The sequence below is a fragment of the Metapseudomonas resinovorans DSM 21078 genome (assembly GCF_000423545.1).
Lineage (GTDB): Bacteria > Pseudomonadota > Gammaproteobacteria > Pseudomonadales > Pseudomonadaceae > Metapseudomonas > Metapseudomonas resinovorans.
Genome location: NZ_AUIE01000013.1, coordinates 64,824 through 88,480 on the forward strand (window position 1 = coordinate 64,824; position 23,657 = coordinate 88,480).

24 protein-coding genes and 1 other RNA gene are annotated in these 23,657 nt (G+C 61.1%); 9 read left to right on the top strand and 16 right to left on the bottom strand.

Features of this window, described 5'->3' with window-relative positions; genetic code table 11:
• Positions 1-156 precede the first annotated feature (156 nt).
• Positions 157-515: RNase P RNA component class A (gene rnpB, locus G559_RS29630), an RNA gene on the bottom strand.
• A 40-nt stretch (positions 516-555) separates the two neighbouring features.
• Complete coding sequence (rsmI, locus tag G559_RS0112085; RefSeq protein WP_028628458.1) at positions 556-1,428, bottom strand: 16S rRNA (cytidine(1402)-2'-O)-methyltransferase; 873 nt, start codon at positions 1,426-1,428, stop codon at positions 556-558.
• Positions 1,429-1,548: 120 nt separating this feature from the next.
• On the opposite strand from rsmI, the gene G559_RS0112090 reads away from it, so the two are divergent.
• From G559_RS0112090 to G559_RS0112105, 4 genes are read left to right on the top strand one after another with little or no spacing between them, the layout of a single operon-like run.
• On the top strand, positions 1,549-3,360 hold the full coding sequence (locus tag G559_RS0112090; protein WP_028628459.1) for a penicillin-binding protein activator: 1,812 nt from the start codon (positions 1,549-1,551) through the stop codon (positions 3,358-3,360).
• Entirely contained in the window at positions 3,357-3,725 is a 369-nt protein-coding gene (locus G559_RS0112095; protein WP_028628460.1) for a YraN family protein, read from the top strand. Before G559_RS0112090 ends, G559_RS0112095 begins: the two co-directional genes overlap by 4 nt.
• Before the next feature lie 28 nt (positions 3,726-3,753).
• A complete protein-coding gene (locus tag G559_RS0112100) occupies positions 3,754-4,347 on the top strand; it encodes a phosphoheptose isomerase (RefSeq protein ID WP_028628461.1) in 594 nt (197 codons plus the stop codon).
• Entirely contained in the window at positions 4,344-4,874 is a 531-nt protein-coding gene (locus tag G559_RS0112105; RefSeq protein WP_028628462.1) for a BON domain-containing protein, read from the top strand. The genes G559_RS0112100 and G559_RS0112105 overlap by 4 nt, the downstream gene beginning before the upstream one ends.
• A 47-nt stretch (positions 4,875-4,921) precedes the next feature.
• On the opposite strand, the gene G559_RS0112110 is transcribed toward G559_RS0112105, so the two are convergent.
• From G559_RS0112110 to rplM, 7 genes are all read right to left on the bottom strand, one after another.
• Positions 4,922-5,350, bottom strand: coding sequence for a ClpXP protease specificity-enhancing factor (locus G559_RS0112110; protein WP_028628463.1), 429 nt, complete (start codon positions 5,348-5,350; stop codon positions 4,922-4,924).
• A 10-nt stretch (positions 5,351-5,360) separates the two neighbouring features.
• Positions 5,361-5,978: a glutathione S-transferase N-terminal domain-containing protein gene (locus tag G559_RS0112115; protein WP_028628464.1), complete on the bottom strand. Its 618-nt coding sequence runs from the start codon at positions 5,976-5,978 to the stop codon at positions 5,361-5,363.
• An 88-nt stretch (positions 5,979-6,066) separates the two neighbouring features.
• Positions 6,067-6,849 (bottom strand): cytochrome c1, encoded by a 783-nt coding sequence (locus tag G559_RS0112120; protein WP_028628465.1) that lies wholly within the window; start codon positions 6,847-6,849, stop codon positions 6,067-6,069.
• A complete protein-coding gene (locus tag G559_RS0112125; protein ID WP_028628466.1) occupies positions 6,849-8,060 on the bottom strand; it encodes a cytochrome b in 1,212 nt (403 codons plus the stop codon). Before G559_RS0112125 ends, G559_RS0112120 begins: the two co-directional genes overlap by 1 nt.
• Positions 8,060-8,653, bottom strand: coding sequence for a ubiquinol-cytochrome c reductase iron-sulfur subunit (gene petA / locus G559_RS0112130; protein WP_028628467.1), 594 nt, complete (start codon positions 8,651-8,653; stop codon positions 8,060-8,062). Before petA ends, G559_RS0112125 begins: the two co-directional genes overlap by 1 nt.
• A 254-nt stretch (positions 8,654-8,907) precedes the next feature.
• Complete coding sequence (gene rpsI / locus G559_RS0112135; protein WP_028628468.1) at positions 8,908-9,300, bottom strand: 30S ribosomal protein S9; 393 nt, start codon at positions 9,298-9,300, stop codon at positions 8,908-8,910.
• A 14-nt stretch (positions 9,301-9,314) separates the two neighbouring features.
• The gene (rplM, locus tag G559_RS0112140; protein WP_016490991.1) at positions 9,315-9,743 is read right to left on the bottom strand and encodes a 50S ribosomal protein L13; all 429 of its coding nucleotides are present in this window, start codon (positions 9,741-9,743) and stop codon (positions 9,315-9,317) included.
• Positions 9,744-10,018: 275 nt separating this feature from the next.
• Here rplM and G559_RS0112145 point away from each other — a divergent pair, with 275 nt between their 5' ends.
• A complete protein-coding gene (locus tag G559_RS0112145; protein WP_028628469.1) occupies positions 10,019-11,056 on the top strand; it encodes an NADP(H)-dependent aldo-keto reductase in 1,038 nt (345 codons plus the stop codon).
• Positions 11,057-11,104: 48 nt separating this feature from the next.
• Here G559_RS0112145 and G559_RS0112150 read toward each other — a convergent pair whose 3' ends face one another.
• Positions 11,105-12,244 carry an acyl-CoA dehydrogenase family protein gene (locus G559_RS0112150; protein ID WP_028628470.1) on the bottom strand — a complete coding sequence of 380 codons (1,140 nt, stop codon included), beginning with the start codon at positions 12,242-12,244 and terminating at the stop codon, positions 11,105-11,107.
• Positions 12,245-12,394: 150 nt separating this feature from the next.
• Here G559_RS0112150 and G559_RS0112155 point away from each other — a divergent pair, with 150 nt between their 5' ends.
• Positions 12,395-13,393, top strand: a complete 999-nt coding sequence (locus G559_RS0112155; RefSeq protein WP_028628471.1) for a GlxA family transcriptional regulator — start codon at positions 12,395-12,397, stop codon at positions 13,391-13,393.
• A gap of 129 nt (positions 13,394-13,522) precedes the next feature.
• A complete protein-coding gene (locus G559_RS0112160) occupies positions 13,523-14,488 on the top strand; it encodes a hypothetical protein (protein ID WP_028628472.1) in 966 nt (321 codons plus the stop codon).
• A gap of 58 nt (positions 14,489-14,546) precedes the next feature.
• On the opposite strand, the gene zapE is transcribed toward G559_RS0112160, so the two are convergent.
• From zapE to G559_RS0112175, 3 genes are all read right to left on the bottom strand, one after another.
• Positions 14,547-15,641 carry a cell division protein ZapE gene (gene zapE / locus G559_RS0112165; RefSeq protein ID WP_028628473.1) on the bottom strand — a complete coding sequence of 365 codons (1,095 nt, stop codon included), beginning with the start codon at positions 15,639-15,641 and terminating at the stop codon, positions 14,547-14,549.
• 95 nt (positions 15,642-15,736) lie between these two features.
• A complete protein-coding gene (locus tag G559_RS0112170; RefSeq protein WP_028628474.1) occupies positions 15,737-17,083 on the bottom strand; it encodes a tryptophan--tRNA ligase in 1,347 nt (448 codons plus the stop codon).
• A gap of 29 nt (positions 17,084-17,112) precedes the next feature.
• The gene (locus G559_RS0112175) at positions 17,113-17,739 is read right to left on the bottom strand and encodes an alpha/beta hydrolase (RefSeq protein WP_028628475.1); all 627 of its coding nucleotides are present in this window, start codon (positions 17,737-17,739) and stop codon (positions 17,113-17,115) included.
• A 129-nt stretch (positions 17,740-17,868) separates the two neighbouring features.
• Here G559_RS0112175 and G559_RS0112180 point away from each other — a divergent pair, with 129 nt between their 5' ends.
• Positions 17,869-18,309, top strand: coding sequence for a YhcB family protein (locus G559_RS0112180; RefSeq protein WP_028628476.1), 441 nt, complete (start codon positions 17,869-17,871; stop codon positions 18,307-18,309).
• 87 nt (positions 18,310-18,396) lie between these two features.
• Here G559_RS0112180 and cysN read toward each other — a convergent pair whose 3' ends face one another.
• From cysN to G559_RS0112195, 3 genes are all read right to left on the bottom strand, one after another.
• Positions 18,397-20,298 carry a sulfate adenylyltransferase subunit CysN gene (gene cysN / locus G559_RS0112185; RefSeq protein WP_028628477.1) on the bottom strand — a complete coding sequence of 634 codons (1,902 nt, stop codon included), beginning with the start codon at positions 20,296-20,298 and terminating at the stop codon, positions 18,397-18,399.
• A 12-nt stretch (positions 20,299-20,310) separates the two neighbouring features.
• Positions 20,311-21,228 (bottom strand): sulfate adenylyltransferase subunit CysD, encoded by a 918-nt coding sequence (cysD, locus tag G559_RS0112190; RefSeq protein WP_028628478.1) that lies wholly within the window; start codon positions 21,226-21,228, stop codon positions 20,311-20,313.
• Between the two features lie 148 nt (positions 21,229-21,376).
• Positions 21,377-22,135, bottom strand: a complete 759-nt coding sequence (locus tag G559_RS0112195) for a Nif3-like dinuclear metal center hexameric protein (RefSeq protein ID WP_028628479.1) — start codon at positions 22,133-22,135, stop codon at positions 21,377-21,379.
• 111 nt (positions 22,136-22,246) lie between these two features.
• Here G559_RS0112195 and algW point away from each other — a divergent pair, with 111 nt between their 5' ends.
• The gene (algW, locus tag G559_RS0112200) at positions 22,247-23,398 is read left to right on the top strand and encodes a Do family serine endopeptidase AlgW (protein ID WP_028628480.1); all 1,152 of its coding nucleotides are present in this window, start codon (positions 22,247-22,249) and stop codon (positions 23,396-23,398) included.
• The last annotated feature ends 259 nt before the right edge of the window (positions 23,399-23,657 follow it).

Below are 23,657 nucleotides of genomic sequence, written 5' to 3' on the forward strand. Positions count from 1 at the left end.
GATGGTTGTACCGAGGCAAAGACGGAGCAAAATCCAGCACTTACAGGAAGCTGAACTTCGAACTTAAAGTAAATTGTTAAGAGTAAGATCTTTTCGGTATTTCTAAGGAGGGTAAGAGAACGCGAAAGAGCTAACGCGGAGCAGAAAGGAGAAAAAGCAGAGAGTCGATCTGTAAGCCGGGTTCTGTCGAGGACAGTCATTCATCTACGGCTGCCATCACTGACAGCCTTTAGCAACCTACCCGAATCCGACGCGGGCCACGCCATGGATTCCTATTTGGTCTTGCTCCGAGTGGGGTTTACCTAGCCACGAACTGTTGCCAGTCGTGCGGTGCGCTCTTACCGCACCTTTTCACCCTTACCGGCGCTTGCGCGCTTAGGCGGTTATTTTCTGCGGCACTTTCCGTAGGCTTGCGCCTCCCAGGCGTTACCTGGCACTCCGCCCTATGGAGCCCGGACTTTCCTCCCTCTCAAAATCGCAGAACGAAATGAGACAGCGACTGTCCGATCGACTCTCCACCGCCAAGATTAACGGCAGGCGCTCCCAAGAACAAGCTCAGGAATCGCCCTGCCGCTCCAAGGCCGCCTGGTAGAGCAGATTCTTGCGCACGCCCGTGATCTCCGCCGCCAGCGCGGCAGCCCGCTTCACCGGCATTTCTGCGAGCAACAGGTCCAGAACTCGCAGCGCTTCTGCACTCAGAGCCCCCTCACCCTCCGGCGCCTGCCACCCCTTTACCAGCACGACACACTCGCCGCGCTGCTGGTTCAAGTCCGCCGCCACCCAGCCACACAACTCATCCAGCGGTGCGCCCTTCAGCGTTTCGAAGGTCTTGGTCAACTCCCGCGCCAGCACCGCCGGACGATCGCCACCGAATACGCCACGCATATCCTCTAAAGACTCCAGAAGTCGATGCGGCGCCTCATAGAAGATCAGCGTACGCGGCTCTTCCTTTAACTCGTCCAACCGCCCACGGCGAGCATTGGCTTTGGCCGGCAGGAATCCCTCGAAAATGAATCGATCCGACGGCAGGCCAGCGGTCGACAGCGCCGCGATCAGTGCGCAGGCCCCGGGCACAGGCACCACTGCAATTCCCGCAGCACGCGCTTGTCGCACCAGGTGAAAACCCGGATCGGAGATCAGCGGCGTACCTGCATCAGAAATCAGCGCCACGTCATCCCCTGCCTGCAATCGCGCGAGGAAGCGCCCACCCTGGTCCCGCTCGTTGTGCTCGTGACAGGCAGCCAGGGGTGTTTCGATGCCGAAGTGCTGCAGTAGACGGGCCGAGTGACGGGTGTCCTCGGCGGCGATCAACGCAACCTCTCGCAACACTCGCAGGGCTCGGGCGGTGATGTCGTCGAGGTTACCGATAGGCGTTGCGACCACATACAGCGTGCCGGAAGCACTGCCACTGGCAGGGGAAAGAGTCACAAGCCACCTCGGAAAAGACTTAAAGCGCGCATTGTATCCCGATTCGCCGGCCCGACATCGCGCCTCAACCGGGGCTTGGGTACAATCGCGTCTTTCTTCAACGAGTATCGGGACCGATAAATGATCGCTTGCCTGCGTCCGCTCTCCGCCCTCTGCCTCGCCGGCCTGCTGGCTGCCTGCGCCAGTTCGCCCTCGTCCAGCCTTGGCGAACTGCCCCGCACACCTCAGGCCAGCATCGAGCAACTGCTGCAGCAAGCCAGCGAAGCGAAACCGGAAGAAGCCGCACTGCTGCGCCTGTCCGCCGCCGACCTCGCCTACAAACAGCAAGATATCGGTCGTTCGGCTCGCATCCTGGAGCAGATTCCGCTGGAGAGCCTGAAGCCCGCCCAGCAGATATTCGCCAGCACCCTGGCTGCCGAACTGGCCATGGCCCGCAACCAAACCAAGAGCGCCCTCAAGGCACTGAGCCATCCCAGCCTCGACCACCTTGCCGAGCTACCCGTTGACCAGCAGGTGCGCACTCAACTAGTTCGTGCCCGCGCCCTGGAAGCCGACGGCCAGACACTCGCCGCCGCCCGCGAACGCGTGTTCATTGCTCCGCTGCTCAGCGGCGAAGCCGCCAGCAACAACCATGAAGCAATCTGGGCACTGGTTTCCAGCCTGCCGCTGAACCAATTGCAAGGCGGCGCCGACAAGGACCTTGCCGGCTGGCTGGAACTGGCGAGCCTGACCAAGACCTCGTCCACCCTGGAACAGCAGCAAGCCGCCATCGATAACTGGCGCGCAATGAATCCGGACCACCCGGCCGCCAAGCAGCTGCCGCAGGCCCTGACCAAACTCAAGGAAATTGCCGGCCAACCGCTGACCAAGATCGCCCTCCTGCTACCCCAGGAAGGCCAACTGGCCTCCGTGTCCCGCGCCTTGCGCGATGGCTTCCTGGCCGCCCACTACCAGGCGAAGCAGTCCGGCCAGCAGCAACCGGCCATTGAGCTCTACGATAGCTCCAAGCTGACCTCTATCGACGACTTCTACCGCCAAGCCCAGGCCGACGGCGTACAACTGGTAGTCGGCCCACTGGAGAAACCGCTGGTCAAGCAGCTCAGCACCCGAGAGCAACTCCCCATCACCACACTGGCACTGAACTACAGTGACTCGGGCCAGGAAGCTCCAGCCCAACTCTTCCAGTTTGGCCTTGCCGCCGAAGATGAAGCCCGGGAAGTGGCCCGTCGCGCCTGGGCTGACGGCATGCGCAGCGCCGTGGCCCTGGTGCCTCGCGGCGAGTGGGGGGATCGCGTATTGCGCGCCTTCCAGCAGAGCTGGCAAGCCGAAGGTGGTCGTCTTATCGCCGCCGAGCACGTCGACCAGCCGGTGGCGCTGGCCCAGCAGATTGCCGATCTGTTCCAACTCCGCCAGAGTGAAGCCCGCGCCAAGCGCCTGCAGGGGACCCTGGGCGTACCGGTAGCCGCCCAACCGGCGCGCCGCCAGGACGTCGACTTCATCTTCCTCGCCGCCACCCCACAGCAAGCCCAACAGATCAAACCAACCTTGGCCTTCCAGTACGCTGGCGATGTACCGGTCTACGCCACTTCCCACCTCTATTCGGCAAGCAACGATCAGGCCCAGTACCAGGACCTGAACGGCATCCGCTTCTGCGAAACCCCCTGGCTGCTGAACGGCGACGATCCACTACGCCAGCAGGTCGGCAACCAATGGCCACAAGCCGGCGGCAGCCTGGGACGCCTCTATGCCATGGGCGCGGATGCCTATCGCCTGGCACCGCGCCTAACGCAGCTGAAAGTACTGCCGGAAACCCAAGTGGATGGACTTTCCGGCCGACTGAGCCTCAACCCCGCCCGCCGTATCGAACGCCAGCTCCCCTGGGCTGAGTTCCGAAATGGCCAGGTCCAGCGTCTGAAAGACAGCGACTCTTGAGTGACAAACGCGCCCGCGGACAAGCGGCGGAAGCCCTTGCCCGCGCCCACCTCGAAGCAAACGGACTGCGTTTGTTGTCTCAGAACTGGCTGTGCCGTCGCGGCGAGCTCGATCTGGTCATGCTCGACGGCGATACAGTAGTATTCGCCGAAGTCCGCTACCGGCGTCATGCCGGCTGGGGTGGCGCCCTCGAGAGCGTCGATGCCCGCAAGCGCGAAAAACTGGCATACGCCGCCCAGCAGTTCCTCCAGCAGGAATCCCGCTGGGCCAAACACCCTTGTCGATTTGATGTGATTGCCGTCAATGCAATGGACGGTGATTCACCCCCGCGACTGACCTGGCTGAAGAATGCCTTCGACACCTGATCGGTCGCCCCACTGAAGGTCTTACCCGATGGACATGCAACCCCGTATTCGCCAACTCTTCCAGGCCAGCATCGACACCAAGCTGCAGGCCATGGAACTGCTGGCCCCGCACATCGAGCACGGCAGCATGGTGATGGTCCACGCGCTGCTCAATGAGGGCAAGATCCTGTCCTGCGGCAACGGCGGCTCGGCCGGCGACGCCCAGCACTTCTCCTCGGAATTGCTCAACCGTTTCGAGCGCGAGCGTCCGAGCCTGCCCGCGATCGCACTAACCACCGACAGTTCGACCATCACCTCAATCGCCAACGACTACAGCTACAACGAAGTTTTCTCAAAGCAGATCCGCGCACTCGGCCAACCCGGCGACGTACTGCTGGCCATCTCTACCAGCGGCAACTCGGCCAATGTGATCCAGGCCATCCAGGCCGCCCACGACCGCGAAATGGTGGTAGTTGCCCTGACCGGGCGCGACGGCGGCGGCATGGCCTCATTGCTACTGCCCGAAGATGTGGAAATCCGCGTTCCCTCCAAGGTCACTGCGCGCGTCCAGGAAGTGCACCTGCTGACTATCCACTGCCTCTGCGACCTGATCGACCGTCAACTGTTTGGGAGTGAAGAATGATCCGTTCCCCCCTGATTCTCGCTGGCCTCGCCCTCTGCCTCGCGCTTTCCGGCTGCGGTGGCCGCACCATTGGCAAGACCATCGACGACCAGTCCATGCCATCCAAGGTGCGCGCGAAAGTCGAGGCCGCCAGCGCTGACCTGAAGACCAACTCGCACATCGTGGTCTCCAGCTACAACGGCGTGGTGCTGCTCGCTGGCCAGACGCCGCGCGCCGACCTCAAGGAACTGGCCGGACAGGCTGCCCAGAGCGCTCAGGGCGTACGCCGCGTGCATAACGAACTGCAAGTCCTGCCGCCCTCCTCCACCCTGGCGCGCATGAATGACAGCACCATTACCACCAAGATCACCACCCAACTACTGGCCGACAGCAAGGTTCCCAGTTCGCAGATCAAGGTGGTGACCGAGAACGGCATCGTCTATCTGCTAGGCCTGGTCACCCGCCAGGAAGCCCAGCTGGCCACCAGCATCGTTCAGGGTGTTTCCGGCGTACAGAAGATCGTTCGACTCTTCGAATACACCAACTGACCCCTGCGGCAGGCATAAAAAAGGCGATCCGAGGATCGCCTTTTTTCTTACTTGACCACTTTCAGACTGGGCCGGCCGCTTGGGCGGGAGGGATCACCTCCCGAACTTGGCGGCTCATTACCGGAGGGGCCGTCATCGTCCGGCTCCGGATCATCCCCGGGAAGCGGCGGCTCAAGATCGAAGACCATGCCCTGTCCATTTTCTCGGGCATAGATGGCCATTACCGCAGCCGAAGGGATGTAGAGGCTGTGGGCAACCCCACCGAAGCGACCCTCGAAGCTTACCGCGTCGTTGTCCATATGAAGATGGCGCACGGCACTGGGAGAAACATTGAGCACGATCTGGCCATCATTGGCGTAGCCCGGTGGCACCTGCACACCCGCATGCTCGGCATTGACCAGCAAGTGCGGCGTGCAGTTGTTATCAACGATCCACTCGTAGAGAGCACGGACCAGGTAGGGACGACTGGAATTCATCTTGGTCTCCTCAGCGCATATCGCGCTCGGCGGCGGACAAGCTGGCCAGGAAGGAGTCTCGAGAGAAGGCCCGCTCCATGTAGTCCAGAAGCGGCTTGGCCGGCCGTGGCAGCTCGATGCCCAGCACGGGAAGGCGCCACAGAATCGGCAGCAAGCAGCAATCCACCAGGCTGAAATCTTCGCTCAGAAAATAGGGTTTGTCGGCAAATAGCGGCGATACGCCGGTCAGGCTCTCGCGAAGCTCCTTGCGCGCCAGCGCCTTGTCGGCGTCCTTGCTGCGCGGATCAAGGATGCGATCCACCAGTGAGCACCAGTCGCGCTGTACGCGATGGATGAGCAAGCGAGTATTAGCTCGAGCTACCGGATAGACGGGCAACAGCGGTGGATGGGGATAGCGCTCTTCGAGGTACTCCATCACCACGGTGGACTCATAGAGCGCCAGATCGCGATCTACCAGGGTTGGCACGCTGCCGTAGGGATTGACCTCGGCCAACTTGGGCGGGCAACGGCCCGGCTCGACATTGATGATCTCGGCAGCGACCCCCTTCTCGGCGAGCACAATGCGCACACGATGGGAGTAGTGGTCGGCAGGGTCGGAATAACAGGCCAGCCTATTGGTGACGGCCATTGCGCCCTCCTCACTAGGGATTATTCAGGGGCAGAAAGACGCGCGCGCCCAATAAGGGCGCGCGCTTGTGAAACAGTCCAGCAGTGTATCAGTGCACGTCCTTCCAGTACTCGCGCTTGAGCAGATAGGCGAATACGAAGAAGAATGCCAGGTACAGCAGGACGTAGGTCCCGACGCGCTGGCTTTCCAGCTTGACCGGATTGGCCGAGTAAGCCAGGAAGGTCACCAGATTCTGGACCTTCTCGTCAAACTCGGCTTCGGTCAGCTTGCCGGTCTTCGGCACCACGGTCAGTTGATCACAGGCTTCATGGGTGATTGGCGCGCCAGTCAGCGGATCGAACTGCTTCTTGCCGTCCTCTACCACCTGAACCTGCTTGCAACCAATGACCTGACGGCCCTGCAGGCTGACCAGGACGTTCGGCATACCGACGTTCGGGAAGACCTTGTTGTTCACGCCCCAAGGACGCGCAGGATCCTCATAGAAGGCACGCAGGTAGCTGTACAGCCAGTCAGTACCACGCACGCGGGCAACCAGGGTCAAGTCCGGGGGAGCCGCACCGAACCATACCTTGGCGTCGTTGGGCTGCATGCCGATCTTCATGTGATCGCCGATCTTGGCGCCTGTGAAGACCAGGTTCTGCAGCATCAACTCTTCGGAAATACCGAGATCCTTACCTACACGCTCGTAGCGCTGGAACTTGGCACCGTGACAGCCCATGCAGTAGTTCGCGAAAGTACGCGCGCCGTCCTGCATCGCAGCCTTGTCGGTCAGGTCGATGTCGACCTTGTCCAGATGCACACCTTGACCGCCAGCAGCGAAGGAAAGAGCCGGCAGCGCAGCAAATACAAATGCAGCAAATAGCTTTTTCATTAGCCCGTCACCCTTTCCGGAACCGGTTTGGTTTTTTCCATCCTGGTGTAGAACGGCATCAGGATGAAGTACGCGAAGTACAGGATGGTGCACACCTGCGACAACAACGTACGGCCCGGGGTCGGCGCGAGAACGCCCAGCACGCCAAGGATGATGAAGGAGACGCAGAACACCAGCAGCCAGATCTTGCTCAGCCAGCCCTTGTAGCGCATCGACTTGACGGGGCTACGATCCAGCCACGGCAGCACGAACAGCACAGCGATGGCAGCACCCATGGCGATTACGCCGAGGAGCTTGTCTGGTACCGCACGAAGAATCGCGTAGAACGGGGTGAAGTACCATACCGGCGCGATGTGCTCAGGAGTCTTGAACGGGTTCGCCTGTTCGAAGTTCGGCTTCTCGAGGAAGTAGCCGCCCATTTCCGGGAAGAAGAACACCACGAAGCAGAACACGAAGAGGAATACCACGACACCGACGATGTCTTTCACGGTGTAGTAGGGGTGGAACGCGATGCCATCAAGCGGCACTCCGTTCTCGTCTTTCTTCTTCTTGATGTCCACGCCGTCCGGGTTGTTCGAACCCACTTCGTGCAGGGCCAGGATGTGCAGCACAACCAGGCCAAGCAGAACGATCGGCAGGGCGATCACGTGCAAGGCGAAGAAGCGGTTCAGAGTGATACCGGAGATCAGGTAGTCACCACGGATCCACTGGGTAAGGTCATCACCCACCACCGGGATTGCACCGAACAGGGAGATGATCACCTGGGCACCCCAGTAGGACATCTGGCCCCAGGGCAGCAGGTAACCCATGAAGGCCTCGGCCATCAGGGCGAGGTAGATCAACATGCCGAAGATCCACACCAGCTCACGCGGCTTCTGATAGGAGCCGTAGAGCAGGCCGCGGAACATGTGCAGGTAGACAACGACGAAGAATGCCGATGCACCGGTGGAGTGCAGGTAGCGGATGATCCAGCCGTACTCCACGTCGCGCATGATGTACTCGACCGACGCGAAGGCCTCTTCGGCGGACGGAGTGAAGCTCATGGTCAGCCAGATACCGGTAAGGATCTGGTTAACCAATATCAGCAGTGCCAGCGAACCGAAGAAGTAGAAGAAGTTGAAGTTCTTCGGGGCGTAGTACTTGCTCAGATGGTCTTCCCACATCTTGGTCGCGGGGAAGCGCGCATCGACCCATTCCATGAATTTGCTCATCAGGCCTTCTCCTGGTCCACACCGACGACGATGACGTCATCCGACTCGTACGAGTACGGCGGCACCGGCAGGTTCAGAGGCGCGGGCTGCGCCTTGTAGACACGACCGGCGAGGTCGTAGCGGGAGCCGTGACAGGGGCAGAAATAGCCGCCGACCCATTCGGCGCCCAGGTCAGCCGGCGCGACTTCCGGACGGAAGGACGGCGAGCAGCCGAGGTGGGTACAGATACCTACCAGCACCAGGATTTCCGGCTTGATCGAGCGGCTGACCGGATCCACGTAGGTCGGCTGCACCGAAGCCTTGGACTCCGGGTCGGCCATGCTACCGCTGAGCTTGCCCAGATTGGCCAGGATCTCTTCGGTACGACGCACGATGAACACCGGCTGACCGCGCCATTCGGCGATGATCTGCTGGCCTACCTCGACCTTGCTTATATTCACCTTGACCGGTGCACCCGCGGCCTTGGCCTTGGCACTGGGCAGCCATGACCCCACGAACGGGACCGCAGCCCCCACCGCTCCCGCCGCACCGACCACGGACGTGGCCGCTACGAGGAAGCGACGCCGGCCTGCATTCACGCCGTCATTGCTCATTCAGTCGTCTCCCATCAGCTTCTGTGGCCTGTTGCTCAGGCCTCTACTAAGTAAAAAATCGAGCCGCGCAAAAAATTCGCCAAATGGTAAAGAAAACCCCCTTTGCTGACAAGGTAATAGCCGGATACAAATAGGCCGAAAGCCTTGAATGGCGCGGGATTCGCACGTGCGACAAGCTGTCGCATGCCATAACTTTTAGCGCATAAAAAAACGCCCAGCTCCGAAGAAACTGGGCGTTCTTTGCAAGCGCTGAATTAACGCTTGGAGTACTGCGGACGCTTACGCGCTTTGCGCAGACCGACTTTCTTACGTTCAACTTCGCGAGCGTCGCGAGTCACGTAGCCGGCTTTACGCAGCGAACTGCGCAGGGTTTCGTCGTATTCGATCAGGGCGCGGGTGATGCCGTGGCGAATAGCACCGGCCTGACCGCTTACACCACCGCCAACGACGGTGACGTAGATATCGAATTTCTCGACGGTCTCGGTCAGCTCCAGCGGCTGACGCACGACCATGCGAGCGGTTTCGCGACCGAAGAAGGTATCCAGGGTGCGATTGTTGATGGAGATCTTGCCAGTACCCGGACGCAGGAAGACGCGCGCGGTAGCAGTCTTACGACGGCCGGTGCCGTAGTTTTGAGTCGCCGACATAATGAACTATCCCGTTAAATCTTCAGTTCTTGGGGCTGCTGAGCGGTGTGCGGGTGAACAGCACCCTTGTACACCTTCAGCTTGCGATACATGTCGCGACCCAGCGGATTTTTCGGCAGCATGCCTTTTACCGCGGTCTCGATCACGCGCTCAGGGGCTTTGGCAATCAGCTTCTCGAAGTTGATTTCCTTGATGCCGCCCGGGAAACCGGAGTGCGAGTAGTACATCTTGTCGGTAGTCTTGGCACCGGTAACACGAACCTGCTCGGCATTGATCACGACGATGTAGTCGCCGGTATCAACGTGAGGGGTGTATTCCGGCTTGTGCTTGCCACGCAGACGGCTGGCAATTTCGGTGGCCAGACGACCCAGGGTCTGACCTGCAGCGTCGACGACGTACCAGTCGCGCTTAACAGTTTCCGGTTTTGCAGTAAAAGTCTTCATTCGCTATAGCCTCAGGGGCCGCCCTGAAAATAAGACGGCGGATCTTACTGAATAGTGCTCGCTCTGACAAGGTCAGAGACAGCCGGAAACAGACGCTATCGGGGGCTCGGGTCAGCGCGTCCGCTACGGCATAGGGTTTTCGGCAGGCTAGGCATCCCCGCCTTCCTTCTCTGCAGGCTAGGCATCCCCGCAAAGAAAGCCGCGAAATTATGCCGATTGCAGGAAAAATTTCAACCTGATTTCATTCATCCTTTATGAAAACGCTGGAGGCAGCGATGGAATACCGCCAACTCGGCCGCACTGACCTCAAGGTTAGCAGCCTATGCCTAGGCACTATGACCTGGGGTGAGCAGAACACCGAGACAGAAGCCTTCGCTCAGATCGAGCGCGCCAAGTCGTACGGCATCAACTTCATGGACACGGCGGAGATGTACCCCGTACCGCCGCGTGCCGAAACCTACAGCGCCACCGAAACCATCATCGGTAACTGGTTCGCCAAGTGCGGCGACCGTGCGGAGTGGGTCCTGGCAAGCAAGGTAGCCGGCCCCGGCAACGGCATCAGCCATATCCGCGACGGCAACCTGAAGCACAACCGCCAGCACATCACCGCCGCACTGGACGCCAGCCTGAAGCGCCTGCGTACCGACTGGATCGACCTCTATCAGTTGCACTGGCCCGAACGCAGCACCAACTTCTTCGGCCAGCTCGGCTATCAGCACAAAGAGGACGACTTCACACCGCTACAGGAAACCCTCGCAGTGCTCGGCGAGCAGGTCAAGGCTGGCAAGATCCGCCATGTCGGCCTGTCCAACGAAACACCCTGGGGCACCATGAAATTCCTCCAGCTTGCCGACCAGCTCGGGTTGCCGCGCGCCGCGTCCATTCAGAACCCCTACAACCTGCTCAACCGCAGCTTCGAAGTAGGCCTGGCGGAAGTGGCGATTCGCGAGCAGTGTGGGCTGCTGGCGTATTCGCCAATGGCCTTCGGCATGCTGTCCGGCAAATACGAGAACGGGGCACGCCCAGCCAACGCGCGGATCACGCTCTTCAGCCGCTTCACCCGCTACACGAACCCGCAGTCCCAGGCGGCTTGCTCGCGCTATGTGCAACTGGCTCGCGAACACGGGCTCGATCCAGCGCAAATGGCCCTGGCATTCGTCACAGCCCAGCCTTTCGTGACCAGCAATATCATTGGCGCCACCTCGCTGGAACAGCTGGAAGCGAACCTGCACAGCAGCGAGCTGAAACTGTCCGAAGCCGTGCTGGAGGGCATTGCCGCCATCCATAAGGACCAGCCAAACCCAGCCCCCTAAAAACGCAGAAGCCCGGCACGTGCCGGGCTCCTCGTGTCCTCCGCTGCCTTACACCAGGGAACGGGCGATGATTTCCTTCATTATTTCGTTGGTGCCGGCGTAAATTCGCTGCACCCGCGCGTCCGCCCAGGCCCGCGCTACCGCGTACTCCCACATGAAACCGTAGCCGCCGTGCAACTGCACGCACTCGTCCAGCACTTTGCACTGCAGGTCGGTTCCCCAGTACTTGAGCATTGCCGCAGTGGGCACATCCAGCTTGCCATCCAGATGCAACTCCAGGCACCGATCGACGAATACACGACCGACCTGGATTTCAGTGGCCATCTCGGCCAGCTTGAAGCGGGTGTTCTGGAACTCGGCGATGGATTTGCCGAAGGCCTTGCGCTCACGGGTGTAGTCCAGGGTCCAGTTCAGCGCCGCCTCCGCCGAGGCCAGTGCACCGATGCCCACGGTCAGGCGCTCCTGGGGCAGCTCCTGCATCAGATAAGCGAACCCCATACCGGCCTGGCCCAACAGGCTCTCCTTCGGTACACGAACGTCCTGGAAGAACAGTTCGGCGGTGTCCTGGGCCTTCATGCCTACCTTCTCCAGGCGCTTGCCCTTCGCGAAGCCCGGGGTGCCCGCCTCTACCAGGAACAGGCTGGTGCCCTTGGCGCCCGCCTTGGGGTCGGTCTTGGCCACCACAATCACCAGATCGGCAAGAATGCCGTTAGTGATAAAGGTCTTGGAGCCATTGATTACATAGTCGTCGCCATCCAGTACCGCAGTGGTCTTCACTCCCTGGAGGTCAGAGCCAGCGCCAGGCTCGGTCATGGCGATGGCAGTCACCATCTCACCGCTGACCAGCTTGGGCAGGTACTTCTTCTTCTGCGCCTCGGAGCCGTAATGCAGGATGTAGGGTGCAACGATGTCGGAATGCAGCGAAAAGCCGATGCCGGTCAGTCCCAGGCGGCCAATCTCCTCGATCACCACCGCGCTGTAGAGGAAGTCGGCAGCCATACCGCCGTATTCCTCCGGAATGTGCGAGCAGAGCATGCCGGCCTCACCCGCCTTGTTCCACAAGGTGCGATCGATGTGGCCGTCTTTCTCCCACTGATGGTGATAGGGCACGGCCTCCTGCTCGAGGAACTTGCGCACGCTGTCGCGGAAGAGTTCGTGGTCAGAGCTGAACAGGGTTCTCGGGATCATGGCATCACCTTGGAATGACACTGTGGTCATGTGGGTTCGGAGGCCACCGACTCTAGGCCAGTCCCCGCCCCCGCCACACTGGACACTTAGGACAAAAAATAAGACGATCCAGCCGGAGAATGACCGCTTTCCCCTAATAAGAACAACACCATGAGTAATTCGCAGTCCCCTAACCTTCGGCAGGTCAGCATCCTGGCCATCGACGGTGTCTTCGCCTCCACCTTGATGCAGGCCAAGGACTTCTTCCACATGGCCAGCCTGCGCTTCGGCAAACTGCAGGGCAAGGGCCTCACCCCCGCGTTCCAGATCCACTTGGTCAGCCCTGATGGTCGGCCGGCGGACAGCTTCAGTGAAGTACAACTTCCGGTAGACGGGCCTCTGGACGACGCGGAAATCATCATCATCCCGGCCTTCTGGGGCGATTTCGACGCCCTGCTTGCGCGTTATCCACAGGTCTGTGGCTGGCTGCGAGAGCGCCACGCCGCTGGCAGTGCCATTTGCGGCGAGGCCACCGGGGTATTCTGGATGGCCCAGGCCGGCCTGCTGGACGGCAAGGAGGCAACGACCTACTGGCGCTTCTTCGGAGAGTTCGCCGAACGCTTCCCCAAGGTTCTGCTGAATCAGGACAAGCACCTCTCCGACGCTGACAACCTCTACTGCGCGGGCGGTGTCACCTCGGCCTGCGACCTGTACATCTACCTGATCGAACGCTTCTGCGGCGCCGGCATCGCCCAGGCGGTCGCCCGCGACATCCTCTACGAAGTACAGCGCAGCTACACCCCGGGCCGCATCGGCTTCGGCGGGCAGAAGCTGCACCACGACATGACCATCCTGCAGATCCAGCAATGGCTGGAAGATCACTTCGCCGACAAGTTCCGTTTCGAGGATGTGGCCCGCGACCATGGCATGAGCATTCGCAACTTCATGCGGCGCTTCCAGGCAGCTACCGGCGACAAGCCCCTGCACTATCTGCAGCGGTTACGCATCGAAACGGCGAAAGGGCTGCTCTCGGCTACGCGCAAGAGCATCAAGACCATCAGTTACGAAGTGGGCTACGACGACGCCAGTTTCTTCGCCAGGCTGTTTCGCCAGCACACCCAGCTTTCTCCGAATCAGTACCGCCGTCAGTACCAGCAAAAAGGAGAATGACGCCGCCATTCCAAGGATAGGTTGGCCGGCAGCGCCACGACCCTATGATCGGCCCATGCCCGAACGGGATGCTCCGAACCCGCGCCAGCCCCGGCACGGGAGGACAACAACAAGAAAAGGTCCATCGCCATGCGCCGCTACCTGCTTGCCCTGCTAGCCGCCTGCAGCCTTACCGCTGTGGCGGACGACAACTGGAAACCCTTCCCCTATGACCAGGCCGCCTACGACTACTCCGGCGACAAGCTGCGTGAGGCCTGGCCGCGCCTGACTCGAGGATTCGGCCCGAACTACCCCTACCCGGATGCCGACTGGGTGGTGACCATGGCCACCAAGTACCCGAAGGCCCTGGAACTGACCGTTACCGGCAATACCGGCTTCACGGGCAAGCCCGAGGAAGCCGAGGCCTACGCAGCCAAGCTGCAGGATGTCTGGCGCCTGATGTTCCGGGGTGAATTTGCCAAGGCGAAGAAGCAGGGCCTGGAACTGGGCGTCGGCGGCCAGGTGCCAGCCATGTTCGCCCAAGTGGTTTATGCCATGTTCCTGGTGCCTGATCAGGCGGAGAAGCATCAACTGTTGGAAGAAGTGATCCGCTACACCGACGAAGCCGGCGATCTGGTCAAGGCAGATGTGGTCGCCCAGTTCGGTCGGGCCTACGCCAAGGCCCGCCTGGGTGAGGAGCTGCCGGTTCCGGTAGTGCTCAAGCGCGGCTATACCAGCCAGATTCCCGATGAGCTGGACGCCCTGCTGATGAAACAACCGCAGCAGCCTTTCGCTCTCGCCCTATACGGCGGCTACGAGGCTGGCGTGATCCGCAAAGTGGGCAAGCTGGTGGGCAAGATGACCTACGGGGTCAGTTCGGACAAGATGGAGCAGTACTTTGCCCGCTCCTTCAAGGCCACCGACGACCTGCCCATTGGTCACTACGAGTACGCCAACGCACTGGAATACGTGTACGGCGAGGACGAGGAAGCCAAGGCGCTGGAACACCTGAGGAAGGCGGTGGCAATCAAGCCGATCAACGCCATGGAAGCGCTGGAAGTCGCCCATGCGCAAAGGCTGCTGAAACAGCAGGAGCAGAAGCTGGCGCAGAACTGAAATACCCTGGCGAAATTGAGAAAGGCTGCCTTCGGGCAGCCTTTTTCTTGCGTGTTCCTCAAGGCTTGTGCGGCCTGGAAAGGAACTCGTGGGACTGCATCTCGAGCAGGCGACTGAGGGTACGCTGGAACTCGAAGTTCAGGCGGCCACCGGAATATAGGTCCTTCAGCTCCACTTCGGCCGAGATGATCAGTTTCACGTTGCGGTCATAGAACTCGTCCACCAGGTTGATGAAGCGCCGCGCCATGTCGTCCTTGGCCACGCCCATCTGTTCGACGTTGGCAAGGATCACCGCGTGGAAGATCTTGCCCAGTTCGATGTAGTCGTTCTGGCTGCGCGGGCCATCGCAAAGCTCACGGAACTCGAACCAGGCGACGTCTTCGCAGACGCGCACGGTGCGGATCTCGCGATTCTCGATCATCAGGACTTCGTTTTCCTGAGCCATCGTGCAGTCTGGCAGTAGGCTCTTGAAGCTGCGGCTCAGGCTGGCCTCGGCCTCGGTGTCCAGCGGGAAGTGGAACAACTCCGCCTGCTCGAGGGCGCGCAACCGATAGTCCACGCCACTGTCAACGTTGACGATATCGGTGTGCTCCTTGAGCAGCGCGATGGCCGGCAGGAACCGCGCCCGCTGCAGGCCGTCCTTGTAGAGGCCATCAGGGACGATGTTCGAGGTCGCCACCAGGCTGACGCCGTTCTTGAACAGCTCCTCGAGGAGCGTGGCCAGAATCATGGCGTCGGTGATATCGGAGACGAAGAACTCGTCGAAGCAGATCACTCGGGCTTCATCGGCGAAACGCTTGCCAATGATGGTCAGCGGGTTCTTTTCGCCCTTGAGGGTCTTCATCTCCTCATGGACGCGTTTCATGAAGCGGTGGAAGTGGGTACGCATCTTCTGCTTGAACGGCAGTGCTTCGTAGAAGGTATCCACCAGGTAGGTCTTACCGCGACCCACTCCACCCCAGAAGTACAGGCCCTTCACCGGGCCCTGTCGCTTCTTGCCGAACAGGCCACCCAGCAGGCCGGGCTTGCTGCGGCCGTCAGCGATCAGGTCGTCATACAGCCGCTGCAAGTGGCGAACAGCCGTTTCCTGCGCAGCATCGTGAAAGAAATCCGGCCGTTTGAGATCGGCCTGGTAGCGCTCGAGGGGGGTCATGATCGGTAGCAAGGCAACGAAAAACGGGGCGAGTACTTTAGAGCCTGCCCCGTAGATTGGCAATTGGCCGGCAAAGCCGGCCGCTGGAAAGGCAGTTATTCCTGGGACGCGAGAGCCACATAGAGGCGCTGGATAGCAGCATCGCGGGCCGCAGCGTCGGCAAAGCCGGGGCTGGAAGCCACCTGCTCGTCATCCAGCCAGATACCGAAGGCTTCACCTTCGACACGCAGGTCCAGCTCATCGCTTGACTGCAGACGCTTGCTGACCTGGCCGGCGGTCTTGCCGTCGGCGAAGGAGCGAGACAGCAGCAGTTGCTCCCCATCGGCATCCAGCAGACGGAAACGGAAGCTGCCGTCCTCGTCGCGGAAACTCACGAAGCGCGCGCTCTTGGCCGCTTTCTTCTTCGTCTCGCCACCAGCTTGTACGTTGGTGCGGAACGATCGCAAGCCCACAGCCTCTCGCAGTTCGTTGAGGAAGGGCGTGGCGATCTTGCGGGCCTTGGCAGCGCCGGCCAGGAGAATGTCCTCCAGATCGGACGGCCGCTCGATCAGTGCATGGTAGTGCTCGCGCGCCTCGCCCAGTTCGTTGTCGAGCAACTGGAACAGACGCTGCTTGGCTTCGCCCCAGGCCAGGCCAGCCAGCAGGTCAGCACGGAACTCGGCGAGCTGCGCCGGGGTGGCGAAGGCCTGGTACAGGGTGAAGAGATGGGAGTTGTCCGGGTCTTTCGGCTCGCCGGGTGCGCGGGAGTCGGTGACGATGCGCGCGATGGCGTCCTTCAACTGCTTGGCGCTACCGAACAGTGGAATCGTGTTGTCGTAGCTCTTGGACATCTTGCGGCCATCGAGTCCGGGCAGGGTCGCTACCTCTTCCTCGATCACCGCTTCCGGCAGGGTGAAGTACTCGCGACCGGCCCCGAACAGGTGGTTGAAGCGCTGGCCGATGTCGCGGGCCATTTCCACATGCTGGATCTGGTCGCGGCCAACCGGCACTTTGTGTGCGTTGAACATCAGAATGTCCGCGGCCATCAGCACCGGGTAGCTGTACAGGCCCATGGTGACGCCGGCATCCGGGTCTTCGCCGTTCTCCAGGTTCTTGTCCACGGAAGCCTTGTAGGCGTGCGCCCGATTGAGCAGCCCCTTGGCGCTGACGCAAGTCAGCAGCCAGGTGAGCTCGGGGATCTCGGGAATGTCAGATTGGCGGTAGAAGGTCGCCTTATTGGTATCCAGGCCACAGGCCAGCCAGGTGGCGGCGATTTCCAGGCGCGAACGCTGGATGCGGACCGGATCGTCGCACTTGATCAGGGCATGGTAGTCGGCCAGGAAGTAGAAGGAATCGACGTCGCTGGCGCGACTGGCAACGATGGCCGGGCGGATGGCGCCTGCGTAGTTGCCGAGGTGCGGCGTGCCGGTGGTGGTGATGCCGGTAAGGATACGAGTGGTCATGGTGTTCGCTTGTCAGACTTCGTTCGGAATCAGAGACGCGGCAGGACCAGATCCTTGAGATCGGTCAGCTTGCCGTGGAAGAAGTGCCCGCATTCTGCCACTTTCAGCAGCTCATGGGGGCGCGTGAGGCCAGCGGACCAGTCATACACCGCTTGGGGCGGCACGACCTCATCGGCTTCGGGCTGGATCACTGTCACCTCGCCGCCTTCAGGCAGCGGGTTATCCGCCGTCAGGCGCATGACCGCCGGCGCCACCATGAACAGGCGTGGGACCAAGATACCCTGACGCTCGAGGCGACCAGCAAGGCTGGCAGCAACGAAGCCACCAAAGGAGAAGCCGAACAGGGTCAGAGGCAACTCCGGTCGCTGGGTGTGGAACCAGTGGGCGACGGCTTCGGCGTCGTCCACCTCGCCAGTGCCCATGTCATGACTACCGGTACTGGCGCCGACGCCTCGATAGTTGAAGCGCAATGTGCTGTATCCCGCGTCACGGGCGGTGCGTTGCAGGGTGGAAACCACCTTGTTGAGCATGGTGCCGCCTTGCACCGGATTGGGATGACAGATCAGCGCCAGGCCTTTGGCCTCGGGCAAATCAAGATGCAGCGCCTCGATCTGGCCACAGGGACCATCGAGCAGGAGAGGGTTTTCTCGGCTCAACTAGGGAAACTCCGTGACCCCGTGACGGGTCGACTCGTCTTGGATTAGCACAACAGGGCTTGCGTCGCGGTATACAGCGCGGATTCGAGCCGTTAACGTAAAGCAAAGCCGTTTATAGAGGAAGGACTCGTGGAACAGTCGCTCACCGTCTGGTTGTTACCAGCCTTCGCCCTGCTCGCCGGTATCGGCATCGGATTCCTGATCGCCCGCCTGGTGCCCAATGCCGCTCCGAGCCGGACGCAGCGCCAGCTGGATGATCTGCAGGAACGTTTCGATACCTACCAGAGTGAGGTGGTCACTCACTTCAACACCACCGCCAGTCTGGTGAAAAAACTCACCCAGAGCTACCAGGAAGTGCAGGAGCATCTGTCCGAGGGCGCCAGCCGCCTGGCCCTGGATGAGCTGACCCGCCAACGCTTACTGGCCGCACTACACGCCGATGAGGCTGCCAGTCCGCGAGAGCGCCTGACACCACCGAAAAGCAATGAAGCGCCCAAGGACTATGCGCCCAAAGCCCCGGACGCCCCTGGCACCCTGGACGAGACCTTCGGTCTGAAAGGCAAGTACTGATTCCTTCACGGCTGGACCTCCGATCGGCCAGCCGAACCGGAGGCCAACAAAAAGCCCCGCAATGCGGGGCTTTTTGTTGTTCGGTGCTTAGATCGCACCGCGAGAGCGGAGCAACTCCAGGACCTGCTTGACGCCCTCTTCTACCGTGACTGACTGGGTGTCGATCACCAGATCGGCATCCAGCGGCACGTCGTAGGGGAAGGACTCTCCCGGGATATTGTCCTGACCTGCGGCGTACAGTCCTTGCGGGTCACGCTCGCGGCACGCCAGCGGCGATGCCTGCACGTAGACGGTGATCAGGCGGTCGGCACCAATCAGCGCCTTGGCCTGCTCGCGACCTTCGGCATCCGGAGCAACGAAGGCCGCCAAAGTGAGCAGGCCGGCTTCGTTGAACTGACGCGCCACGTGAGCGGCACGTCGCCAGTTCTCGGTGCGACCGGCGCGATCCTGCGGCAAGCCCTTGTTCAGGTCATGGCGCAGGTTCTGGCCATCCAGCACGTAAACCGCACGTCCCATGTCGAAGAGCTTGCGCTCCACGGCGTAGGCCAAGGTGCTCTTGCCTGCGCCTGAGAGGCCGCTGAACAGCACGGTAGCCGGCTGCTGGCCGAAGCGTGCTGCACGCTCCTCACGAGCAACATGCGCCTGTTTGCCGTGGTGACCGTCGATATTACGCCCGGCTTGCGGGTCGGCGATGATCATGCCGGCGCCGACGGTGCCATTGGTAAGTCGATCAATGACGATGAATGCACCGGTGGTGCGGTTCTGTTCGTAGCCGTCGAGGGCAATGGGCGCATCCAGGCTGACCTTGACCTTGGCGATCTCGTTCAGTTGAAGGCTGCTGCCTGCTGTTTCCTCGAGGGTGTTTACGTCCACCTTGTGCGCGATGCTGGGAATGGAGCCCGGCACATAGCTGGTGGCGCGCTTGATGTCGTACTTCTTGCCCGGAAGCATAGGCTCTTCGGACATCCACACCAGCATGGCGTCGAAGCCGTCGGTGACCTGCGGGCGGTTGTCGGCATGCACCAACATGTCGCCGCGGGAAACGTCGATTTCGTCTTCCAGTGTCAGGGTGATCGCCTGGCCGGGGCCGGCGTGCTCCAGTTCGCCTTCGTAGGTGACGATGGACTTGACGCGGCTGCCCTTGCCCGAAGGCAGAGCCACCACTTCATCACCCTTGCGCACGACGCCGCTGGCCAAGGTTCCGGCGAATCCGCGGAAGTTGAGGTTCGGACGGTTCACGTACTGCACCGGGAAGCGCATGTCGGAGACGTTTCGGTCGCCGGCGATTTCCACGGTTTCAAGGATTTCCATCAGCGACTGCCCGGTGTACCAGGGCGAGCGCTCGCTCTTGTTCACCACGTTGTCGCCCTTCAGGGCCGACATCGGCACGAAGTGGATCGATGTGGGGTTGAGCTTGATGCGTTCGGCAAAGTGCAGGTAGTCGGCCTTGATGCTCTCGAACACACCCTGATCGAAGTCTTTCAGGTCCATTTTGTTGATGGCGACGACGATATGCTTGATACCCAGCAAGGATGCGATGTAGCTGTGCCGGCGGGTCTGGGTCTGCACACCGTAGCGGGCGTCAACCAGGATAATGGCCAGGTCGCAGGTGGAGGCGCCGGTCGCCATATTGCGGGTGTACTGCTCATGGCCAGGGGTATCGGCGATGATGAACTTGCGCTTTGCGGTGCTGAAGTAGCGGTACGCCACGTCAATGGTGATGCCCTGCTCGCGCTCGGCCTGCAGGCCGTCGACCAGCAGCGCCAGGTCAACGTCGTCACCGGTGGTGCCGACTTTCTTCGAATCACGGGTGATGGCTTCCAGATGGTCTTCGTAGATCATCTTGGAGTCGTGCAGCAGGCGCCCGATCAGGGTGCTCTTACCGTCGTCGACGTTGCCGCAAGTGAGGAAGCGCAGCAGTTCCTTGCGTTCGTGCTGGGCCAGGTAAGCGAGGATATCCTCGCTGATCAGATCGGATTGGTGGCTCATGATGCGGAATCCTTAGAAATAGCCCTGACGTTTCTTCTCTTCCATCGAGCCGGCGGCGTCGTGGTCGATGACCCGCCCCTGGCGTTCGGAAGTACGGGTCAGGAGCATTTCCTGGATGATTTCCGGCAACGTGGTCGCCGTGGACTCCACCGCGCCAGTCAGCGGGTAGCAGCCCAAGGTGCGGAAACGCACCATACGCTTCTCGATACGTGCTTTCTCTTCGTCGGAGAGATGCTCGAGGATGCGCTCGTCGTCGATCATGATCAGCGTGCCGTTCTTCTCGATGACTTCACGCTCGGCGGCGAAGTACAGCGGGACGATCGGAATCTGTTCCAGGTAGATGTACTGCCAGATGTCCAGCTCAGTCCAGTTGGACAGCGGGAAGACGCGAATCGACTCGCCCTTCTTCACCTTGCCGTTGTAGACGTTCCAGAGTTCGGGGCGCTGGTTCTTCGGGTCCCAGCGATGCTTGCTGTCGCGGAAGGAGTAGACGCGCTCCTTGGCGCGAGACTTCTCCTCGTCGCGGCGAGCGCCGCCGAATGCCGCATCGAAGCCGTACTTGTCGAGTGCCTGCTTCAGGCCCTCGGTCTTCATCACGTCAGTGTGCTTTGCACTGCCATGGGTGAAGGGGTTGATGCCCTGGGCTACGCCTTCCGGGTTGACGTGGGTGATCAGATCCAGGCCCATCTCGGCGACCATCTTGTCGCGGAAGCGGTACATCTCCTGGAACTTCCACCGGGTGTCGACATGCATGACCGGGAACGGCAGCTTGCCGGGGAAGAACGCCTTGCGCGCGAGGTGCAGCATGACGGCGGAGTCTTTACCGATGGAGTAGAGCATCACCGGGTTGTCGAATTCGGCGGCCACTTCACGAATGATGTGGATGCTCTCCGCCTCCAGCTGTTTCAGGTGCGTCAGTTTATCGAGCATGGCTACTCACGAAGGTCTTTCTGATACGACGGCCGGCGGGCCGTGGACGAGCGGGCACTCTAACACAGCCCCTCCCTTCTATTGAGGGGCCTGTTTAGAACGAAACAATCTAGTGATATGCCCACCGGATAGATGCCGTGCAGCGCCCTCAAACGGGATTCGGGCAATCGATGAAGAGATGTTCCAGGGCGAAACGCCGCGCCAGATAGTCGCCCAGCGCCTGCACGCCGTAGCGCTCGGTCGCATGATGGCCGGCGGCGATGAAGCTGATACCGTTTTCCCTCGCACTATGAAAGGTCTGCTCAGAAGCTTCGCCAGTCAGATAGAGGTCGACGCCCGCGGCAATCGCGGTATCGATGTAGCCCTGGCCGCCACCGGTGCACCAGCCGATCCGACTGATCATCCGGTCGCCCTCGACCAGCAGCGGCTCACGCCCCAGCACCTCGTGCACACGACGAGCGAAGTCGATGGCGGTCATGGGCTCGACCAAGGAGCCGATCAGCCCAACAGTACGCGGATTATCCGGCTCCAGTGGGCCTTCAACGATGATGTCCAACTGGCGTGCGAGCTGAACGTTGTTGCCCACCTCGGCATGCAAGTCCAGTGGCAGGTGGTAGGCCAACAGGCTGATGTCGTTGGCCAGCAGCGTCTTCAGACGGCGCTGCTTCATGCCTACCACGCATGGGTTTTCACCCTTCCAGAAATAGCCGTGGTGTACCAGCACCACATCCGCCTCGGCCTCCACCGCGGCGTCCAACAAGGCCTGGCTGGCGGTGACGCCGGTGACGATCCGACTGACCTGCGGACGCCCCTCGACCTGCAGGCCGTTGGGGCAGTAATCCTGGATGCGCGAAGCGTTCAGGTAGCGCTCCGCTTCTTCCACCAGAGTGTTCAAGGCAATGGCCATGGCGTTCCTCACAAGCTGTTGCGGACGGCTCGTTTTTAACGGGCGCCCTCGTATAATGGCGCCACCTTAAGGGGCACCCCTGCCCCTCGCAACCCTCAGGATTCTCCCTCGATGCTCAAGGCCCTGCGATATCTCGGCTGGCCCCTGATTGTCGGCGTGCTCGTGGCACTGCTGATCATCCAGCAATACCCGGAATGGGTCGGTCTGCCTCGCCAGGAAGTGCATCTGCAGGAAGCGCCCAAGTTCAACTTCACCCGCCAAGGTCCGGACTCCTATGCGGACGCGGTGACCAGCGCCTCGCCGGCAGTAGCCAACCTCTACACCACCAAGATGGTGAGCAAGCCCGCCCACCCACTGTTCGAGGACCCGCAGTTCCGCCGCTTTTTCGGCGACAACCTGCCGCGTCAACGGCGCATGGAGTCCAGCCTGGGTTCAGCGGTGATCATGAGCCCCGAAGGCTACCTGTTGACCAACAACCACGTAACTGCCGGTGCCGACCAGATCGTGGTAGCCCTCAAGGACGGCCGTGAGACCCTGGCACGCCTGGTGGGCAGCGACCCGGAAACCGACCTGGCGGTGCTGAAGATCGACCTCAAGGACTTGCCACCCATCACCCTCGGTCGCTCGGACAACATCCGCATCGGCGATGTCGCTCTGGCGATCGGCAACCCCTTCGGTGTCGGCCAGACCGTGACCATGGGCATTATCAGCGCCACCGGCCGTAACCAACTGGGCCTGAATACCTATGAAGACTTCATCCAGACCGATGCCGCAATCAACCCCGGCAACTCCGGCGGTGCCCTGGTAGACGCCAATGGCAACCTGATCGGCATCAACACCGCAATCTTCTCCAAGTCCGGCGGCTCCCAGGGCATCGGTTTCGCTATTCCGGTCAAGTTGGCGCTAGAGGTGATGAAGGCGATCATCGAGCACGGCTCGGTGATTCGCGGCTGGCTTGGGATCGAGGTCCAGCCGCTGACCCCGGAGCTGGCCGAGTCCTTTGGCCTGGAAGGCCGACCCGGCATTGTCGTCGCCGGCATCTACCGCGACAGCCCGGCGCAACGCGCGGCACTGCAGCCCGGTGACATCATCCTCAGCATCGAGGGCGAACCCGCAGGCGACGGCCGTCGCTCGATGAACCAAGTAGCCCGCGCCCGCCCGGGCGAGAAGGTCAGCATCCAGGTTATGCGCAACGGCAAGGAGTTGGAGCTGATCGCCGAGGTCGGCGTTCGTCCACCCCCCAGCAGCAACGGCGGAAACTGACCCCACAGTAACGGCGCCTTCGGGCGCCGTTTTCGTTTCTACAATCCAGCACACGCATTGCCCCGCACTGGACAAGAACGACTCTTAGCCCGAAAAAGTTATGCTATTACATCTATAGCGAAATCATCCGATGCCCTCCCACCACCTTTCGACTGTCACGGGACTGGTGCTGAGCCTCCTTGGCGAAGCCGCTGCGGCCGACCCGCCCTCCCACTGCTGCTTGACGACATCCAGATCGACTTCGGCGGCAAGTGGAAGG

Coding starts and splice junctions, on each gene's coding strand:
- G559_RS0112100 (WP_028628461.1), top strand. CDS start 3,754: ATGGACATGCAACCCCGTATTCGCCAACTCTTCCAGGCCAGCATCGAC.
- G559_RS0112155 (WP_028628471.1), top strand. CDS start 12,395: ATGAGTAATTCGCAGTCCCCTAACCTTCGGCAGGTCAGCATCCTGGCC.
- cysN (WP_028628477.1), bottom strand. CDS start 20,298: ATGAGCCACCAATCCGATCTGATCAGCGAGGATATCCTCGCTTACCTG.
- G559_RS0112115 (WP_028628464.1), bottom strand. CDS start 5,978: ATGGCCGTCACCAATAGGCTGGCCTGTTATTCCGACCCTGCCGACCAC.
- G559_RS0112150 (WP_028628470.1), bottom strand. CDS start 12,244: ATGATCCCGAGAACCCTGTTCAGCTCTGACCACGAACTCTTCCGCGAC.
- algW (WP_028628480.1), top strand. CDS start 22,247: ATGCTCAAGGCCCTGCGATATCTCGGCTGGCCCCTGATTGTCGGCGTG.
- G559_RS0112090 (WP_028628459.1), top strand. CDS start 1,549: ATGATCGCTTGCCTGCGTCCGCTCTCCGCCCTCTGCCTCGCCGGCCTG.
- petA (WP_028628467.1), bottom strand. CDS start 8,653: ATGAGCAATGACGGCGTGAATGCAGGCCGGCGTCGCTTCCTCGTAGCG.
- G559_RS0112125 (WP_028628466.1), bottom strand. CDS start 8,060: ATGAGCAAATTCATGGAATGGGTCGATGCGCGCTTCCCCGCGACCAAG.
- cysD (WP_028628478.1), bottom strand. CDS start 21,228: ATGCTCGATAAACTGACGCACCTGAAACAGCTGGAGGCGGAGAGCATC.
- rpsI (WP_028628468.1), bottom strand. CDS start 9,300: ATGTCGGCGACTCAAAACTACGGCACCGGCCGTCGTAAGACTGCTACC.
- G559_RS0112120 (WP_028628465.1), bottom strand. CDS start 6,849: ATGAAAAAGCTATTTGCTGCATTTGTATTTGCTGCGCTGCCGGCTCTT.
- G559_RS0112195 (WP_028628479.1), bottom strand. CDS start 22,135: ATGGCCATTGCCTTGAACACTCTGGTGGAAGAAGCGGAGCGCTACCTG.
- G559_RS0112145 (WP_028628469.1), top strand. CDS start 10,019: ATGGAATACCGCCAACTCGGCCGCACTGACCTCAAGGTTAGCAGCCTA.
- rplM (WP_016490991.1), bottom strand. CDS start 9,743: ATGAAGACTTTTACTGCAAAACCGGAAACTGTTAAGCGCGACTGGTAC.
- G559_RS0112170 (WP_028628474.1), bottom strand. CDS start 17,083: ATGACCACTCGTATCCTTACCGGCATCACCACCACCGGCACGCCGCAC.
- zapE (WP_028628473.1), bottom strand. CDS start 15,641: ATGACCCCCCTCGAGCGCTACCAGGCCGATCTCAAACGGCCGGATTTC.
- G559_RS0112160 (WP_028628472.1), top strand. CDS start 13,523: ATGCGCCGCTACCTGCTTGCCCTGCTAGCCGCCTGCAGCCTTACCGCT.
- G559_RS0112110 (WP_028628463.1), bottom strand. CDS start 5,350: ATGAATTCCAGTCGTCCCTACCTGGTCCGTGCTCTCTACGAGTGGATC.
- G559_RS0112105 (WP_028628462.1), top strand. CDS start 4,344: ATGATCCGTTCCCCCCTGATTCTCGCTGGCCTCGCCCTCTGCCTCGCG.